Raw genomic sequence first — 16,907 nt, forward strand, 5'->3', positions numbered from 1 at the left:
GGAGGAAATACCATGGAACTAGGCATTAGTACCTTTGTAGAAACGACTCCAGATACAAAGACGGGGAAAACAATAAGCCACGCACAACGGCTACGGGAAGTCGTTGAGGAGATTGTCCTTGCTGACCAGGTTGGGCTCGATGTATTTGGCGTAGGAGAACATCATCGCCAAGATTATGCCGCTTCTTCCCCTGCAGTCGTATTGGCCGCGGCGGCTCCACAAACGAAACGAATTAGGCTGACAAGTGCGGTGACCGTGCTTTCATCCGCCGACCCCGTCCGCGTCTTCCAAGATTTCGCGACGCTCGACGGGCTGTCAAATGGACGGGCGGAAATTATGGCAGGCCGGGGCTCTTTCATTGAATCGTTTCCGCTATTTGGCTATGACTTAAACGATTATGATGAGCTATTTGAAGAGAAGCTTGATTTGCTCTTGCATCTGCAAAAGTCAGAAAGGGTAACGTGGAGCGGCAAGCATCGCCCGGCTATTCAACATTTAGGCGTGTATCCACGACCTGTACAGAACCCGCTGCCTGTATGGATTGGAAGCGGAGGCAACCAGGAATCTGTCATCCGCGCAGGACTCCTCGGCCTCCCACTTGTCCTAGCAATTATCGGCGGAAATCCTCTTCACTTCGCTCCTCTTGTGGAACTTTATCATAAAGCGGCTGAGCACGGGGGGCATGATCCATTAAAACTTCAAGTCGCTTCTCATTCACATGGTTTTATAGCCGAGGATGTGGAAACTGCTGCAGAAACATTTTTCCCTTCGACCCAGCAGGCGATGAATATGCTTGCTCGGGAGCGGGGCTGGGGAGTGTACACTCGCTCAAGCTTTGATGCTGCTCGAAGCTTTGAGGGAGCCCTTTATGTCGGAGATCCTGAGAAAGTGGCAGAAAAAATTGTTCACCTGCGAAAATATGTAGGGGTCACAAGATTTATGCTCCATGTGTCAGTCGGTTCGATGCCCCATGAAGAGGTCATGAAGGCGATTGAGCTTTTCGGAAAAGAAACGGCGCCCCTTGTGAGGGAGAAAGTCTTCCGCTGGGAGACGTCGCAATAAAAGCAACCTATCCAAAAAACGGTTGTGGTAAACTGAAGGTGCCAGTTTACAATTTTATCAATGTAATCACAAACTGTAGTTTCTAAAGTCAATAAATGAAACGTCAGCGCTGACCATGTGGTCAAGCACCGATTCATTTATTGGCTGTCTTTTTTTGTATAAGTCTAGACAGATCACATATTATAACGACAAGTTAGGCGCCTGCAGCCACTCATTTTTTTTGTTTTGTAAAGAAAACATTAAGAAACGGAAAAGAGCATTTACAAACACTCAATAATTGTTTAATAATAGACACGGACCATGATGTTGAGGTTTGTCGAAAAGACGCCCAAAAATGAGTTGGATGAAGGGATGAGATGCGTGGGAGAGTTTCAAACGTTGCTGTTTACGTTTCTTGGAGGAATAGGGATCTTTCTATTTTCCGTCAAATATATGGGAGACGGCCTCCAAAAGACAGCAGGGGACCGATTACGGGATTTGCTAGACAGATACACAACGAATCCTTTTATGGGTCTTATTTCCGGGATTGTCGTAACGGTTTTGCTACAAAGTAGCACGGCGACAACAGTGTTGACGATCGGTCTTGTTAATGCAGGCTTTATGAGGCTAAGACAGGCGATTGCTGTCATAATGGGAGCAAATATTGGGACGACAACAACGGCATTTATTATTGGACTTAATTTGAAAGAATACAGCTTGCCAATTATGGCAGTAGGAGCATTTTTAATTTTCTTTTTTAAAAAGAAAAAAGTCAACCATATTGGCCAAGTCGTGTTTGGGTTTGGTGGGCTCTTTTATGGTCTTAACCTAATGGGAAGTAGCTTGCGGCCACTCAGCAATTGGGAGCCATTTGTTGATTTTACTGTCAGAATGGGAGAAAACCCGTTTTTAGGAATCGTTGTGGGCATTATTTTGGCTGTTGCTTTGCAGAGTTCTTCAGCGGCGATTGGGTTGGTCCAGCAACTGTATGAGCAAGGAGCAATGGAATTGCAAGCGGCGCTCCCAGTATTAATTGGCGATAACATCGGTACCACTCTTACGGCTGTTTTAGTCGCGATTGGCGCCACAGTGGGGGCACGGAGAGCAGCGCTTACCCACGTCGTATTTAATACTATTGGCGCGGTGCTAGTGATGATCTCATTTCCTATCTTTGTAAATTTTGTTGCTTTTTTAGGCGAACATTTTAATTTAGGCCCTTCCATGCAAGTTGCTGCTGCTCATGGTGTCTATAACGCTGCTAATGTGATCATTCAATTTCCGTTTATCGCTGTGCTAGCCTATATTGTCACAAAGCTCGTACCTGGAGACGAACTGGCTTTAGATTATAAACCGAAACACTTAGACCCGATCTTTATCGGAAACTCGCCAGCGATTGCTTTAGGACAAGCCAAACAAGAAATTATCCATATGGCCGATTACTCAAAAAAGGGGTTAGAGCAAGCGATTCGCTATATGGAAACAGGCGAAAAGAAGGACGCAGAGTTGGCCCTTCAATATGAACAAGCGATTAACAATTTAGACCGGGAGATCACCGACTATTTGATCAAAGTGTCGGCACGTTCCTTGTCACCGGCTGATTCGAATCTCCATTCAACGCTCCTAAATGTCGTTAGGGATATCGAACGGATTGGCGATCATATGGAAAACATTGTTGAGCTGAAAGATTATCAAAAAGCGAATAAAGTTAAAATGAGCGATATTGCCTTAAATGACTTAAACGAAATGTTCAATTTAACGTATTCCACATTAGAAGAAGCAATGGATTCCCTTGAACGGGATGACCTTGATAAAGCACATGATGTTTTAAAACATGAAGATTTAATTGATAATATGGAAAGAAAACTAAGAAAACAACACATTAAACGGATAAATGAGGGCAAATGTTCTGGTTCGGCGGGAATTATTTTTGTCGACATTATCAGCAATCTAGAACGAATTGGCGACCATTCGGTCAACATTGCCCAATCGGTAATTGGCGATTAGCCTATTGAACGGCCGGAAGTAAAAGCCGGCCGTTTTTTCTTAAATAATCGTTGCGTTAAAGAGAAAAACGTGGTAATATAATTTTTGTCCGAATGAAGAATGTTGAGGACGATCCACAGTAGCTCAGTGGTAGAGCTATCGGCTGTTAACCGATCGGTCGCAGGTTCGAATCCTGCCTGTGGAGCCATTGGCGGTGTAGCTCAGCTGGCTAGAGCGTACGGTTCATACCCGTGAGGTCGGGGGTTCGATCCCCTCCGCCGCTACCATATCTATACATAATGAATCAAGCTTTTATGGCGGTTGTGGCGAAGTGGTTAACGCACCGGATTGTGGTTCCGGCATTCGTGGGTTCGATTCCCATCAGCCGCCCCATATTAAAACATACTTGCGGACCCTTAGCTCAGTTGGTTAGAGCAGTCGGCTCATAACCGATTGGTCGTAGGTTCGAGTCCTACAGGGTCCACTTTGGAGGAATACCCAAGTCTGGCTGAAGGGATCGGTCTTGAAAACCGACAGGCGGGTCACACCGCGCGGGGGTTCGAATCCCTCTTCCTCCGTTAAAAAAAACGCCTAAATAAAAAGGCGTTTTTTTTATGTTTAATAACAAGGGAAAAGGGAATAAAAAATAAATGAGAAAGCGCGAGCATTTTCTTTGCGGCGCGCTGTCTTTAATGGTAATCTAATTGAGAATCGAAGACTATTGAAACTAAGGAGGAATTAAACATGGCTTACAAACTACCAGAATTGCCTTATGCGGCAAATGCACTTGAACCGCATATTGATGAGGCGACAATGAACATTCACCACGGAAAACACCACAATACGTATGTAACAAACTTAAATGCTGCATTGGAAGGGCATGCGGAGCTTGCCGAGAAGAGCATTGAAGACTTGGTTGCGAACTTGGATGCGGTTCCAGAAAACATTCGCACAGCTGTCCGCAACAATGGCGGAGGCCATGCAAACCACACATTTTTCTGGCAAATTTTAAGTCCAAATGGCGGCGGTGAGCCGACTGGCGCTCTTGCAGAAGACATTAAATCAACTTTCGGCAGCTTTGAAGAATTCAAAAACAAATTTGCAGACGCAGCAAAAGGACGCTTTGGTTCAGGATGGGCTTGGCTAGTTGTTAACAACGGCAATTTAGAAATTACAAGCACGCCTAACCAAGATACGCCATTGTCTGAAGGCAAAACGCCTATCCTTGGACTCGACGTATGGGAACACGCTTACTACTTGAACTATCAAAACCGTCGCCCTGACTACATTGCAGCTTTCTGGAACGTAGTCAATTGGGACGAGGTTAGCAAACGTTACGACGCAGCAAAATAATGACACTCCGACGAGCCGTAAAGCATTTCGCTTTGCGGCTTTTTCGTTGTGCAAAGACTTAAAAAATGTGCATAGCAGGAAATAAAACAGATCACACTACCCACTAAGGTGGTGAGGTCATGCAAAGGAAATTGGCAGATAAAGTGTTCGGCCATGTAGAAGCATCAAAAGATTTGAAATTGCTCCTTGTCATTGGCGGCCTTTATGCACTGAGTGTGGCGCTTTCCAATACATTTGTAAATATATTCTTGTGGAAGCAGTCTGGGAAATTTATGGACCTCGCTTTATACAATTTAATGTCTGTCATGTTGCAGCCACTCGCCTTTATCCTTGCGGGGAAGTTAACGAAGAGAATTGACCGTGTGTTTATTCTGCGTCTTGGCGTTAGCATTATGTCGCTTTTCTACATTACGGTGCTTTTAGCCGGATCACACGCTGCGGATTATTTGCTTTTACTTGGTGCGTTGCTTGGTGCAGGCGCTGGGTGTTATTGGCTTGCTTTTAATGTGCTGACTTTTGAAGTAACAGAGCCGGATACACGCGACTTTTTTAACGGCTTTTTAGGACTGCTAACGTCTTTTGCTGGGATGACAGGCCCACTGCTGGCTGGGTTTATCATTACGAAAATGACTGGTTATCGCGGCTATTTCCTCATTTTTGCTTGTTCACTAACGTTATTTCTTATCGGTGTGGTTTTAACAATGTGGCTTTCCAAACGGCATGCAAAAGGGAAGCTGCAATTAGGGGAAGTATTGAAAGAACGACGCCGAAACAAAGATTGGGCGAGGATTCTTTGTGCCCATTTGTTCCAAGGTCTCCGAGAAGGGACGTTTGCGTTTGTCATCGTCGTATGGGTATATGTGACCACTGGCAACGAGCTTGCTCTTGGCACATATGGGCTGGTCACTTCCAGCGTGCAGTTGGTGGTTTATTATTTAGCAGCTCGGCTATTAAAGCGTGCTTTCCGAAAGCGAGCCATATTAGCGGGCGGTTGCATTTTATATGGAGCGATCTTCATCCTTCTGTTCAACTTAAGTTTTGCTAAACTCATCACGTATGGCGTGTTTATTTCCATCGCTTATCCATTGCTGTTGATCCCTTACATTTCGCTTACTTACGATGTGATTGGCCGTTCATACAATGCAGCGGAGTTGCGGGTTGAGTATATCATCGTCCGTGAATGTGTGTTAAATACAGGGAGGATGTTATCCATTCTTTTATTTATTGCTGCAATTAGCTTGTTTCCAGAGAAACAAGCGATTCCAGCAGTATTGCTTCTTGTCGGTTCAGGGCATTTATGGATCTATTTTTTTGTGCGTAACATTCAGTTAAGCCCGCAAGATCCTAAACCTAGCCATGTTCAGTATGCAGGGGACCCAGACGGGGAAAATAGCGCTGGAGGCTCAGTGTAACTTTTTCTCGGCCTTTGACAGATTGTGTCGTCCATATTATAATAGACAAGAATTGCCTGCTATGTTCGTGTGCTTTTTTATGTTTCGAACCTTGAATGTAAAAAAGGGAGTTCTATATGATTGACTCTACGTCATGCCGACTGGTTCGGACTTCGGAACGTGAACTGCGAACACCCACCTGCGAGAGTAGGTTCATGAAACATTTACTGCTAACGGCACCCGCGGGTAAAGAGAAGAATAGACATCCGCTTGCCGGGTGTCTTTTTATGTTGAGAATTTATAAGCTGTTAGGCGATACATAAATGATGATGGAGGGGAAATAATGGCTGAGAAAAAAAACAAAGCGCGCAGCCAAGTATCTGCCAGGCTAAATATTTTGTTTCTTGGCGTGTTTTTGTTGTTTTCTGCATTGATTTTGCGTCTCGGCATGGTGCAAATTGTCCAAGGTGAATCTTACGAAGAAGAGTTAACACATGTATCGAACCAAACGGCCCGTATCGACGCGCCCCGTGGACTGATGTATGATAGCTACGGCAATGTGGTTGTCGACAACTCCATGGAGTTGTCTGTCACTTACACCAATCCAGGAAACCAAAAAGCGGAAGAGATTCTCGAACTGGCGAAAAAGCTGTCTGATTACATCGAAGTCGACACGGAAAATCTCCGTTTTCGTGACAAACAAGAATATTGGTATGTCACTCATAGCGAAAAAGAACGGAAAGCGTTAATCGAAGGAAAAGAAGTCGAAGATAAAGACGAGTACAAAGTGATCATAGACGAAATTACTGAAGAGATGGTCGATGGCTATTCGGAAGAGGAAGAACAAGTCATTGCGATTTTTACGCATATGCTCCGAGGTACTAGCGGCACGCCGCAACGAATCAAACAATCGATTACGGAAGAGGAAGCCCACGTGTTAAGTGAGCACTTGGATAAGCTGCCTAACATCGACTTGCAGCGGGATGCGACGAGGGAGTACGTATATGGGGACACGTTGCGGCAATTGTATGGCAGCGTCGGGTCAATCCAATCGGAAAAAGTCGATGATTATTTGGCAAACGGCTATGCCCGCTCTGATCTTGTTGGTAACAGCTACTTGGAGCTTCAATATGAAAATGTGCTCCGTGGCACAAAAGCGGAAATTTCGCGGACATCGACACGGACTGGCGGCGATGAAGCGGAAAGCGTCGTCGAAGAAACACTTGGCAGCCGTGGCAATGACTTAGTATTAAGCATTGATATGGAATACCAACAACTGCTTGATGAAGCGGTAGAAAAACATGTCATGAAAAACCGCGGCTACTACTTGCAGCAGCAAGAAGGCAGCGCCTACGCGATTGTGATGAATCCAAAAACAGGCGAAATATTAGCGATTAGCGGTTTTGTCGACCCTGCCGGAGAAGATGAAAGCTATTTGCACCCAACAGGAGCTGTGAACAATGCGTTTGAGTTTGGCTCTGTCGTCAAAGGGGCATCCGTGTTAACCGGCATGCAAGAGGGAGTTGTCTCTCCCGATACGGTTGTCAATGACCGACCGTTGCATTTTAATGGCACACCTGAGAAAAAATCGGTGTCCACTATGGGGCCTGTTAATATGGGTACTGCGCTGGAACGGTCATCGAACGTCTATATGTTTGAAATAGCGATGCGAATGGGTAACTATACGTACAACAGCAACATTCCCCAAAGCCAACGTAGCTTGTTTGGCTTGTCCGTCGCCAATGATGTGTTAGAGCGTTCACGTTATTATTTCAGCCAATTTGGCTTAGGGACTCAAACGGGAATTGACCTTCCTCATGAAGTAACAGGCATTACCGGTGTTCCACAAGAGCCGGGGGCTTCGCTTGACTTTATGATCGGCCAATTTGACACTTATACGACGTTGCAGGTTGGCCAATATGCGAGCACGATTGCGAATGATGGCGTGCGTATGCGCCCTCGTCTTGTCAAAGAAATATTGGAGCCTTCTATTAACGGAGAAGAAGCGACCGTTGTGAAAGAATTTGCCCCTGAAGTGCTTAATGAAATTGACATGTCTAAAGACAAACTTGACGTGGTGCAAAACGGCTTCCGCCGTGTTGTTACAGGTAGCCGTGGCACAGGGAGAACGATAAAAACGGATGTGCCGATTGCTGCCAAAACTGGAACAGCAGAGATTTCCGTGGCGATTGGCGAAGGCGATAACCGCCAAGTTTTAAACGGAAACAACCAAAGCTTTATTGGCTATGCTCCTTATGATGATCCAGAAATTGCCTTTGCTGTCATCGCTCCGAAAGTGCAAATTCCAAGGGGGACATCGTATAAAATTGCCCAAGACATTGCCCAAGACTTAGTCAATGACTACTTTGATTTACAGGAGAACCGAGATGGCCCTAAATCAGTCGATTCAGTCATGGACGAAGTTGATTTATTTGAAAATGAATAAATGCTAAAGCCAGCGAGCAGATAGAGCTCGCTGGCTTTTTTACGTTTTCATATACAAGAAAAACAAAACCTATTGGTTTCCCTTCACGTTTGATAAGTGTTTTCGATCAGACTAGAAGAGGTTGTATAAGAAATTTGCTAAATAAAAAGGAATGAATGTAGTATGCGTCGAATGCTGTATTTAGAACAATTCATCTAAGATTTCGTCCATGCTCATTTCACTCGTTAATTCCCCGGTGACTTGCGGTTTTAGCTCACCTGATAAGCCACGTTCGTCTACGGCATCAAAAAAGTCATGGGCGTTGTCTACAATGCCTGCCTCTTCAAGCATTTGGCCGACGTCAATGCTTGTCATTCCCGATTGAACATGAAGAATGGTTCTGTAAACGATTCGCTCTTCGCCATCCCCATCTCCGTTTTGAGTTGCTTCTTCTACGGCAGCTTGTGCTTCTTGTAAATCGCTTTCCATCTGATTCCATGTGTCTTGTTGTTCGACGACATAGCCTGCCTCTGCGAGTGATTGCTTCATCTCATCTTCACTGAGTTCTGGTGCAGCAGCGGAAGAGGCCCCATCTCCCTGGATAAAGTATACTGCGCCAAGAGCCACAGCAGCTACAAGCAAGCCACAAGCAAAACTGCGTAATGATTTAGGACTCATTGGCAGCCTTCTTTCTTTCTTTTGTGCCATTGTAAACGTATGGGGCCAACAGGCGCTCTACTTCATGGATTTCGAGCTCTGTTTCGATTGCAATGCCTTCAACTGAATAGCCGCGTTTATGCAGGTCAAGAATTTCTCTAAGCAATTTTTGATGCGATGATGATCGCGCTTGTGCTCCTGGCTCATGTGCAGCGATTTCAGCATCGAGTTCCATATCGCGAATTTGGTTCTTTAGCTGATGCAGCTCTTGCATAAAGGAAATGGAAAGCTGCTCGATTTGCTCGTCCACTTTCGATGTTTTTTCGGTTTTAAAAAACGAAAGCACAAGCAAGACAATCGCAACTACGAGTAAAATGGCCAATGTCCATTCCATTGAAAACGTACCCTCCTACTTTATCAACTGTGTTACATCCTATTATTATACATGAAATCGCTGATTTTTCATTTCAAAATCTTAAATTTATGGCACAATGCGGTGATTTTTGACAAAACCAGACATGATTCCAGGTAATGGCTATGACAACAGGCTAAAGGGAAGGGGAAATACTTGGGGCATCTAGGGAATTGGTTCTACAAAATTATACAATTTGCACTTCTTGTAGGATGCTAAAAGAAGGGGTATGCTGTTAGTAGAGTTTTTATTAGGCGAAACGATTACTGCTAGTGCCGTCGGGGATTTTCCCCCTTTTTAAAGCGTGTGGGGTGCAAGCTTTACATAAGCCAAAAGGCTGGATATAAGACGAAAGCAGCAGCAGGCTAGAGGCTGAAGCGCGATCGGGAAAAAATATGGGCAAATAACAATCGGAAATAGCCTATTATCCAAGGACCTATGCAATGGAGAGCTTGCAACAAACAAGTTTTATGGACGTTCATCGAAATTGATTTTTGCAAATTTGAAATGTTGTTTCTGTTTAAGTAGTTTTTGAACTGGAATTTACCATTCATGCATGTTCACAAAAAATGAGCTGAATAAAAGGAGAGATTAGATGTACGTTTTGCCAGACTTTTCGCGAGAATTAAATACGGACTCCGCTACAAAAGCATCTTTTTATGTAGACATTCATGCTAGGTTGAAGCTATGTGAAGGCCAACAGGCACTCTCGCGTATTGGGCTTTGGCAGGAAGGGAAGACCTCGTGGGTGGGGGATGGCGATTGGAGTGTTCAAGCTGCGTTTTCAAAAACGGCATTGTCGATTATGAGCCAAGCATTTCATAAAGTATGGAATGTACTTGTGACGATCATTGATCGTGAATCCCCAGATCGCCTTGGCTGCTTGAGAGAAGTAAGAATCCAAAATCAGGGCACTGACACAAAACAGGTGAAGTTGTTGTTTCATCATTTGCCTTTAGTGCAGTCACAAGGAATTGCTTTTTATTCCCCTCAAGATAAAGCGCTCATCCATCACGCAGACAATCAATTTTCGCTGTTTTCCTTGACGATGCGTGACGCGGCTTTTATTCAGCCAGGAGCCGGAAGCTTAAAGAAAAATTGGAATTCACAAGAAGGAAAATTATTTTTTTCGCCATTTTCAGCTACGAGCTTAGAAAGCGTGTTGGCCGCGAGTTGCCTCCTCTCTTCTCAAGCGGTCGTAAAAGGCCATGCTTGGATGCTTTCTTCCCAAAGTTTGGAAGCGTTAAAACAATCCCATAAAAGGCTGCAGGCCGCTTGTGAGCAATGAAATCGAAGCTTGCAAATTATGATGGAATTTGCTATCATAGCTGAGTATGTAGGACGAGTTTGGAGGGATAACAGATGCGTGTTCAAGTTACACTTGCTTGTACGGAGACGGGTGATCGCAATTATATCACTACAAAAAACAAGCGCACAAATCCAGAGCGTATTGAACTTAAGAAATATAGCCCGCGTTTAAAACGCCACACACTTCATCGCGAAACAAAGTAAGCAGCCGGTCATCCGCTGCTTATTTTTTTGCCGTGACCATGATACTTGGAGTGATGCCGATATGCGTAGTAAACAGAACATTCGAAATGACGTCTCTAAACATTTGAACATGTTGCCAGCGCATGTGTATAAGCAACGTTCAACCAAGCTTGCTAATCTGTTCATGCAACAAGATGGTTGGAAACAGGCAAAAACCATTGCGCTAACGGTCTCCCGCTTTCCAGAAGTAGAGACAGCGCCATTGATTGCTGCCGCATTAGCTGAGAATAAAAAAGTTGCCTTGCCGCGTATTAACATGAAAGAGCGGACAATGTCGTTCTTTTACATAACCTCTACGGCAGAATTGGTAAAAAATAAGTATGGCCTGTTTGAGCCAGAACCTGAGAAGTCGTGTCTCGCTCGTCCTGACGAGCTGGACCTCATTGTTGTCCCAGGTGTGGCGTTTACAAAGACAGGAAAACGACTTGGTTTAGGCGGTGGTTTTTATGATCGTTTTTTGCCAAACTGTACAGGTTTAACAGTTGCGTTATGTTTCCATGAACAACTGTTTTCTGATTTACCAACTGAGCCCCATGATTTTCTGATTGACCAGATCATCTCTGATGACAGGATCGATGCTTCATGATCTCTCTTTTGGCTTATATTGGTATTGCGATAGCGGCACTTCTTTTATACAAGCTGGACAAGCTGACTGCTTCTGGCATGTGGGCCGCGTGCGTTGTTGGATGGCTGACAATAGCGGGCGTCGGTGTAGGAGGGTTGGTTGTGATTGCCGTTTTCTTTGGCAGCTCGATTGTATGGGGGCGTCTAGACTCTTCAAAAGTGGATGTCGATGTGGTTGCCAAACACGGAGCCCGTGATGCATGGCAAGTATTGGCAAATGGCGGTATTGCTGGGCTTTGCTCGCTGTTGGCTTGGTTGTTTCCTAGCTACGCTGCCTTTGCTTTTGCTGGATTTATTGGCAGTTTGGCTGGCGCCACTGCCGATACCTGGGCATCAGAGCTTGGAAAATATAGCAGAGAGAAACCGGTCCATGTGTTGACTTTGAAGCGCGTTTCTCCTGGCGTATCAGGGGCTGTATCGGCGCTTGGCATGGCAGCCGCTTTTGCAGGCAGTTTTCTTGTCGCGGCAACGGCGGTTTTATTATGGTGGACTTATACGCCAGTGAGTCATATTTGGTTACTTGTCTATTCAGCAATCGGTTTTCTCGCTAATTTAGCGGATTCTCTTTTTGGCGCTGCCATTCAAGTGTTGTACCGTTGCCCTGTTTGCGGGTTAGAGACAGAAAGACTAAACCATTGTGGAGAGAAAACGGAAAAGATAAAAGGGTACCCTTTGGCAACGAACGACACCATCAATTTTATTTGTACGTTTACGGGGGCGGCGCTTGGCGTTTTAGCAGTCGTATTGATCGGGCCATAACGGGGCGGTTGCTGTTATTTTTAATAATTGGTGAACAAGGAGGAAACGCTCATGGCTGATTTAGAACGTTATTCAAGACAGCTTTTGTTTTCCGGAATTAGTGAGGAAGGGCAACAACGGCTATTAAACAGCCGTGTGTTAATTGTAGGCGTTGGCGCCTTAGGAACGGTCCTTGCTAACCACATGGTTCGTTCTGGCGTTGGTCATATTCGCATTGTCGATCGTGACTACGTAGAAATGAGCAATTTGCAAAGGCAAATGCTGTTTACTGAAAGCGATGTGGAACAAGCACTACCAAAGGCGGTCGCTGCAAAACAAATGTTAGAAAAAGTTAATGGGTCGGTACACATTGAAGCATTTGTAGAAGATGTAACCGTACAAAATGTGGACATGCTAATGGAGGGAATGGATCTCGTCTTAGATGGGACGGATAATTTTAAAACACGCTTTTTACTTAATGATGCCTGTTTTAAAAAAGGCATTCCTTTTGGATATGGCGGGGCTGTAAGCGCTAGAGGCATGAGTGCTTTCCTAGTTCCTGAAAAAACGCCATGTTTGCGCTGTTTTATCGCAAGCGGTGCATCCCAGGGGGAGACGTGTGACACAGTCGGCGTCATTTCCCCTGTCGTTGATATTGTTGCCTCCTACCAGGTAGTCGAGGCACTTAAATACTTAGTCGGAGCAACAGATAAATTACGGCGTTCTGTACAGACATTTGATCTGTGGGGCAATTATGACCACAAGCTGCAGTTTCAAGCGCCGAAACCAAACTGCCCGACTTGCCAATTGCATGAGTATCCGGCATTACAAGTCGAGCAAGAATCGGAAACAACATTATGCGGTAGAGATACTGTACAAATTGCGACTGGCTCGCGGTTTCAGTTAAAAGAGTGGGCAGCGAAGCTTCAACCAATCGCCACTGTGAAAGAAACGCCTTTTCTTCTCCGTGTCTCTCTCTCAGAGGGTGAACAATTGGTCCTGTTTCCTGATGGGAGAGTCCTGGTACAAGGAACGGAAGACATTAGCCGTGCAAGAACGCTTTTTAGCAAATATATAGGCGACTAAAAAGTCGGTAAGATAAAGAACAGGCAGCTAAAACCGAAGGGCGTGCGTTTCGTACCATTTAAGTTCAAGACACTCAGCCCATCCAAAGACAGTGGCTGGAGCATTTTAAATTGGCAGGCTGTTCTCCATCAATACGAGTCTTCCCGGCTCTAAAAACATTAGAGGTAGCTACTCCATATACTTTGTATATTCGTAAAATGGTTGTTGGGGCTTGACGAAAAAAAGGAAGGCATTTAAGCTAGCAGAAGTTGCTGCTAATTCGCACCGACGCGGTAAAGTGTCATAGAATGAAGAAAAGGACTTCGGTGTTTATTATGGAAAAGAAACCTAGCTTATCAATGGCTTTAATCTTTTTGCTGTTTTTTATCGCTATATTAGGCGGCTGTATGTTCTTCCTTAAAATTGATCCCCATCTCCCGATTTTGTTAGCGCTCATCGTTACAACCATTTGGGGGCGCCTATTGGGCTTCTCCTATAAATCATTAGAAGGGGCGCTCATCAAAGGCATACATGGAGGAATTGCCCCGTTATTGATCTTAATGCTTATCGGAGCCGTCATAGCCGTATGGATGATGAGCGGCACAGTGCCAACGTTGTTGTATTTTGGAGTACAGTTGCTGACACCTGAATGGTTTGCCATTAGCGCTTTAACTGTCTGCATTCTCGTTTCCACTTTTACAGGGAGCGCATTTACGACTGTTGGCTCAGTTGGCGTTGCTATAATGGGCGTCGGCATTGCTTTAGGCGTGCCGGCCCCACTCGCTGCTGGAGCAGTTGTTTGTGGGGCTTGTTTTGGCGATAAAATGTCGCCTCTATCCGATACAACGAACTTTGCACCTGCAGTGGCTGGCGAACAGCTTTTTGCCCATATGAAGCACTTAATGTGGACGACGGTACCAGCGCTTTTGATCACGTATTTGCTGTTTTTTATAATGGGTAGTCAACAAAGCGGGCAGCCGTCTGATCTTGCCGGACTAATGGAAGCATTAAATGCGTCGTTTACGATTAGCTGGCTCACGTTGCTATCGCCTTTGCTCGTTGTTCTGTTGGCGATACTGCGCTTGCCAGTGCTGCCTGTTTTAGTCGCCGGGATTGTCTCAGGCCTGCTGCTGACTGTCATGGTTCAGCAAGAGTCGTCACTGGCTTATATGTTAACCGTATTGCAATCGGGTTTCGAGGGAACGACTGGCAATGAACTACTTGATGGCATTCTCAATGCTGGCGGAATCCAATCGATGATGTGGTCCGTATCATTAGTGTTATTGGCGCTTGCTTTAGGCGGCCTGATTCAACACATCGGTTTTATTGAAGCGTTGTTTGCAAACATGAAAAAGCTATTGGCGAAAAGGGGGCATTTAATTGCTTCAACAGCGTTAGCCTCGATTGGCACTAATGCCGTAACGGGGGAACAATATTTATCGATCTTGCTGCCAGGCAGTTTTTTTAAACCATATTATGAACAGGCAAAGCTTGCTCCGAAAAATTTGTCGCGGACGCTTGAAGACGCGGGTACACTTGTCAATCCCCTTATTCCATGGGGGGTGAGCGGCGCTTTTTTTGCGCAAACACTTGGTGTACCTGTGCTTGAATACGCCCCATTTGCTTTTTTCCTCCTTTTATCTCCACTGCTTACGATTGCCTTTGGCTATTTAGGAATCGGCATAGCTCCTTTGGATAAAAACAAGCAAAAGTCGGTATAGTAAGAGTGGAGGTGACGTTATGCGTCAGGTGTTAGTCGCTGTTTCAACGTTTATTGCCATTCTTGCTATTTGTAAATACAGATATCGGCTGTTAAATGCATTTTTGCGCCAACCACTACTCAGGCGGCTGGCCGTTGGGGCAGTGTTACGAATGCCATTTGTTCGCAACCGTTTTATGCCCACACTCTTTAATCGACCAGCTGAGCCGATGGAATTATACAAAGAAAAGTTCTGACTTCGTTGTCAGGACTTTTCTTTCGTTTCTTTTTAGGCAAACTTGTTATAATAAAAGAACTGGCAGAAATAAGGAGGAATTAGGCTTGGATACGGTTGTACACCGCTATTTTTTCTGGAAAATCGTTGAGCACTATGCACTTCAGAAACAGTTCCGCGTGCTTGCACTCTACAATACACAAGTATGGCTAGAAGACGATACTGTGAAACCGCGGCGTGTTATTCGCATTGTGCTCTCTGAAGTGGATTGGGCGAATCGCTTAAAACGCGATATCGACCATGCCAAGCAGCAATTTAACACGATTTATAAACAGCTTGGCGTTTGGGAACTTCAAGGAGAAAACGTCTATGTGATGAGCTTGCCTCCTGTTGATTCATGGGAAGAAACGATGGAGCCTTTTACGATTGGCAACCGAAAAGGAAAAATCCGTAATATTGCCCTCCATACAGATGCGGATACATACAATGAGATCACTGAACAAACATTGGGGAATGACGCGTTGCCGCATTTCGAGCCTTTGGGTTCTTACGAGGCGATGGAACAGGAGATTTTGCGGATTCACGAGAACGTAAAGCGTACGAGTGTAGGCCGCCAGACAAAAGAACGGCAAACGTTGTTTTTTGGAAAGCCTCGCGTAATTTACGCCCTGTTAATTTCAATATTGATCATGTACAGCGTCCTGGAAGCAAACGGAGGAAGCACCAACATTGAAACGTTAATTGACTTTGGCGCAAAATACAATCCACTCATTGTCGAGGGGGAGTGGTGGCGTCTAGTTTCAGCGATGTTTTTGCACATTGGCTTTTTCCATTTGTTTATGAACGGTATGGCTCTTTACTTTTTAGGCAGTGCAGTGGAACAACTTTTTGGCTCTATACGGTTTTTAATCATTTATTTCATGGCTGGCGTATTTGGGTCTGCCGTTAGTTTCACCTTCACAGACTCTTTGTCAGCAGGAGCGTCAGGTGCTTTATTTGGTTGTTTTGGCGCTTTGCTCTATTTCGGTATTAAACAGCCTTCTTTGTTTTTTCGCACACTGGGTCGCAGTGTGATCGTGCTTTTGATCATTAACTTTTTCCTTGGTTTTATCGTTCCTGGAATTGATATTGCCGCCCATGGCGGTGGCTTAGTCGGTGGTTTTTTGGCAGCTGCAGCTGTCCGTATGCCAAAAGAAACGAGAAAAACAAATGGGCTATGGTCTTTATCTGCATTGGTAGGTTATATCGTACTGGCAGCTAGTTTGCTGTTTTTTGGCTATCAGTCGGCCGCAGGGACAGTTAATCCGGATATGGCTGCTCTAGAAGCAAATCGCCTGTTTCAGCAAGGTAATTGGGAGGAGGCACGGCCCCTTGTGGCAGAAGGGCTTGAGCAAGACAGTGAGCATGTAGAACTGCTGTTTTTGCAAGCCTACTTGGATATGCAAGACGGCGAAGATGAGGCAGCACAGGAGAAGCTGGAGTTTGTCACTTCTGAAAATCGCCACTTTCATCAAGCGTGGTTTAATCTTGCCCTTATTTATTGGCAGCAAGGGGAGATTGAACTGGCTCTGGATGCGGTCGAAGAGGCGATCGAACAAGGAGAGCAAGACGAACATCCGGATGTAGAGATGGATCGTTATCGGGAAGTGAAGGAAGAAATTGAACAGCAACAGCGCTAGCACTTATGAGGAAGTCAGTGTGCTGTCAAGCAGCCAGTTGAGTAGTTGAACTGG

Annotated in this window: 15 protein-coding genes, 5 tRNA genes and 1 other RNA gene; 19 read left to right on the top strand and 2 right to left on the bottom strand. The window is 45.1% G+C overall.

All coding sequences use genetic code 11. From position 1 onward, the window contains the following. The first annotated feature begins 12 nt into the window (after positions 1–12). From N6H06_RS08285 to N6H06_RS08335, 11 genes are all read left to right on the top strand, one after another. The gene (locus N6H06_RS08285) at positions 13–1,062 is read left to right on the top strand and encodes an LLM class flavin-dependent oxidoreductase (RefSeq protein WP_263706035.1); all 1,050 of its coding nucleotides are present in this window, start codon (positions 13–15) and stop codon (positions 1,060–1,062) included. Between the two features lie 351 nt (positions 1,063–1,413). Next, on the top strand, positions 1,414–3,045 hold the full coding sequence (locus N6H06_RS08290; RefSeq protein WP_062747918.1) for a Na/Pi cotransporter family protein: 1,632 nt from the start codon (positions 1,414–1,416) through the stop codon (positions 3,043–3,045). A 112-nt stretch (positions 3,046–3,157) separates the two neighbouring features. Next, positions 3,158–3,232: transfer RNA gene (locus N6H06_RS08295), tRNA-Asn, on the top strand. A gap of 2 nt (positions 3,233–3,234) precedes the next feature. Further along, positions 3,235–3,311, top strand: a tRNA-Met gene (locus N6H06_RS08300). Positions 3,312–3,341: 30 nt separating this feature from the next. Continuing rightward, positions 3,342–3,417: transfer RNA gene (locus N6H06_RS08305), tRNA-His, on the top strand. Positions 3,418–3,434: 17 nt separating this feature from the next. After that, positions 3,435–3,508, top strand: a tRNA-Ile gene (locus N6H06_RS08310). A gap of 4 nt (positions 3,509–3,512) precedes the next feature. Continuing rightward, positions 3,513–3,602: transfer RNA gene (locus N6H06_RS08315), tRNA-Ser, on the top strand. 166 nt (positions 3,603–3,768) lie between these two features. Beyond that, positions 3,769–4,377: a superoxide dismutase SodA gene (gene sodA, locus N6H06_RS08320; RefSeq protein ID WP_062747256.1), complete on the top strand. Its 609-nt coding sequence runs from the start codon at positions 3,769–3,771 to the stop codon at positions 4,375–4,377. A gap of 119 nt (positions 4,378–4,496) precedes the next feature. Next, positions 4,497–5,789, top strand: coding sequence for an MFS transporter (locus N6H06_RS08325; protein WP_062747254.1), 1,293 nt, complete (start codon positions 4,497–4,499; stop codon positions 5,787–5,789). A 50-nt stretch (positions 5,790–5,839) separates the two neighbouring features. After that, a non-coding RNA gene (ssrS, locus tag N6H06_RS08330) (6S RNA) lies at positions 5,840–6,021 on the top strand. A 90-nt stretch (positions 6,022–6,111) separates the two neighbouring features. Beyond that, positions 6,112–8,214 carry a peptidoglycan D,D-transpeptidase FtsI family protein gene (locus N6H06_RS08335; protein ID WP_212953390.1) on the top strand — a complete coding sequence of 701 codons (2,103 nt, stop codon included), beginning with the start codon at positions 6,112–6,114 and terminating at the stop codon, positions 8,212–8,214. 180 nt (positions 8,215–8,394) lie between these two features. On the opposite strand, the gene N6H06_RS08340 is transcribed toward N6H06_RS08335, so the two are convergent. Together N6H06_RS08340 and N6H06_RS08345 are read right to left on the bottom strand one after the other, a co-directional pair. After that, positions 8,395–8,871 carry a hypothetical protein gene (locus tag N6H06_RS08340; RefSeq protein WP_062747249.1) on the bottom strand — a complete coding sequence of 159 codons (477 nt, stop codon included), beginning with the start codon at positions 8,869–8,871 and terminating at the stop codon, positions 8,395–8,397. Continuing rightward, entirely contained in the window at positions 8,861–9,244 is a 384-nt protein-coding gene (locus N6H06_RS08345) for a hypothetical protein (protein WP_062747248.1), read from the bottom strand. Before N6H06_RS08345 ends, N6H06_RS08340 begins: the two co-directional genes overlap by 11 nt. 613 nt (positions 9,245–9,857) lie before the next feature. Between N6H06_RS08345 and N6H06_RS08350 the strand changes: the two genes are divergently transcribed. The 8 genes from N6H06_RS08350 to N6H06_RS08385 all read left to right on the top strand — a co-directional run bounded on the left by N6H06_RS08350 (position 9,858) and on the right by N6H06_RS08385 (position 16,853). Further along, entirely contained in the window at positions 9,858–10,550 is a 693-nt protein-coding gene (locus N6H06_RS08350; protein WP_062747246.1) for a hypothetical protein, read from the top strand. Positions 10,551–10,624: 74 nt separating this feature from the next. Continuing rightward, positions 10,625–10,774 carry a 50S ribosomal protein L33 gene (gene rpmG / locus N6H06_RS08355; RefSeq protein ID WP_003323811.1) on the top strand — a complete coding sequence of 50 codons (150 nt, stop codon included), beginning with the start codon at positions 10,625–10,627 and terminating at the stop codon, positions 10,772–10,774. Positions 10,775–10,835: 61 nt separating this feature from the next. Continuing rightward, positions 10,836–11,399, top strand: coding sequence for a 5-formyltetrahydrofolate cyclo-ligase (locus N6H06_RS08360; protein ID WP_263706036.1), 564 nt, complete (start codon positions 10,836–10,838; stop codon positions 11,397–11,399). After that, complete coding sequence (locus tag N6H06_RS08365) at positions 11,396–12,196, top strand: DUF92 domain-containing protein (protein ID WP_062747242.1); 801 nt, start codon at positions 11,396–11,398, stop codon at positions 12,194–12,196. Before N6H06_RS08360 ends, N6H06_RS08365 begins: the two co-directional genes overlap by 4 nt. Before the next feature lie 51 nt (positions 12,197–12,247). Further along, positions 12,248–13,261 (top strand): ThiF family adenylyltransferase, encoded by a 1,014-nt coding sequence (locus N6H06_RS08370; RefSeq protein ID WP_062747240.1) that lies wholly within the window; start codon positions 12,248–12,250, stop codon positions 13,259–13,261. Positions 13,262–13,575: 314 nt separating this feature from the next. Further along, positions 13,576–14,961: a Na+/H+ antiporter NhaC gene (gene nhaC, locus N6H06_RS08375; RefSeq protein WP_263706350.1), complete on the top strand. Its 1,386-nt coding sequence runs from the start codon at positions 13,576–13,578 to the stop codon at positions 14,959–14,961. A 19-nt stretch (positions 14,962–14,980) separates the two neighbouring features. Then, positions 14,981–15,196, top strand: a complete 216-nt coding sequence (locus tag N6H06_RS08380) for a hypothetical protein (RefSeq protein WP_062747238.1) — start codon at positions 14,981–14,983, stop codon at positions 15,194–15,196. A gap of 85 nt (positions 15,197–15,281) precedes the next feature. Then, a complete protein-coding gene (locus tag N6H06_RS08385; protein WP_062747236.1) occupies positions 15,282–16,853 on the top strand; it encodes a rhomboid family protein in 1,572 nt (523 codons plus the stop codon). Positions 16,854–16,907 lie beyond the last annotated feature (54 nt).

Source organism: Shouchella tritolerans (genome assembly GCF_025770735.1).
Lineage (GTDB): Bacteria > Bacillota > Bacilli > Bacillales > Bacillaceae_D > Shouchella > Shouchella tritolerans.

Bases quoted from the DNA above. Each gene is read 5' to 3' on its own strand.
- N6H06_RS08285 (WP_263706035.1), top strand. From the start codon at position 13: ATGGAACTAGGCATTAGTACCTTTGTAGAAACGACTCCAGATACAAAG.
- N6H06_RS08290 (WP_062747918.1), top strand. From the start codon at position 1,414: ATGAGATGCGTGGGAGAGTTTCAAACGTTGCTGTTTACGTTTCTTGGA.
- sodA (WP_062747256.1), top strand. From the start codon at position 3,769: ATGGCTTACAAACTACCAGAATTGCCTTATGCGGCAAATGCACTTGAA.
- N6H06_RS08325 (WP_062747254.1), top strand. From the start codon at position 4,497: ATGCAAAGGAAATTGGCAGATAAAGTGTTCGGCCATGTAGAAGCATCA.
- N6H06_RS08335 (WP_212953390.1), top strand. From the start codon at position 6,112: ATGGCTGAGAAAAAAAACAAAGCGCGCAGCCAAGTATCTGCCAGGCTA.
- N6H06_RS08340 (WP_062747249.1), bottom strand. From the start codon at position 8,871: ATGAGTCCTAAATCATTACGCAGTTTTGCTTGTGGCTTGCTTGTAGCT.
- N6H06_RS08345 (WP_062747248.1), bottom strand. From the start codon at position 9,244: ATGGAATGGACATTGGCCATTTTACTCGTAGTTGCGATTGTCTTGCTT.
- N6H06_RS08350 (WP_062747246.1), top strand. From the start codon at position 9,858: ATGTACGTTTTGCCAGACTTTTCGCGAGAATTAAATACGGACTCCGCT.
- rpmG (WP_003323811.1), top strand. From the start codon at position 10,625: ATGCGTGTTCAAGTTACACTTGCTTGTACGGAGACGGGTGATCGCAAT.
- N6H06_RS08360 (WP_263706036.1), top strand. From the start codon at position 10,836: ATGCGTAGTAAACAGAACATTCGAAATGACGTCTCTAAACATTTGAAC.
- N6H06_RS08365 (WP_062747242.1), top strand. From the start codon at position 11,396: ATGATCTCTCTTTTGGCTTATATTGGTATTGCGATAGCGGCACTTCTT.
- N6H06_RS08370 (WP_062747240.1), top strand. From the start codon at position 12,248: ATGGCTGATTTAGAACGTTATTCAAGACAGCTTTTGTTTTCCGGAATT.
- nhaC (WP_263706350.1), top strand. From the start codon at position 13,576: ATGGAAAAGAAACCTAGCTTATCAATGGCTTTAATCTTTTTGCTGTTT.
- N6H06_RS08380 (WP_062747238.1), top strand. From the start codon at position 14,981: ATGCGTCAGGTGTTAGTCGCTGTTTCAACGTTTATTGCCATTCTTGCT.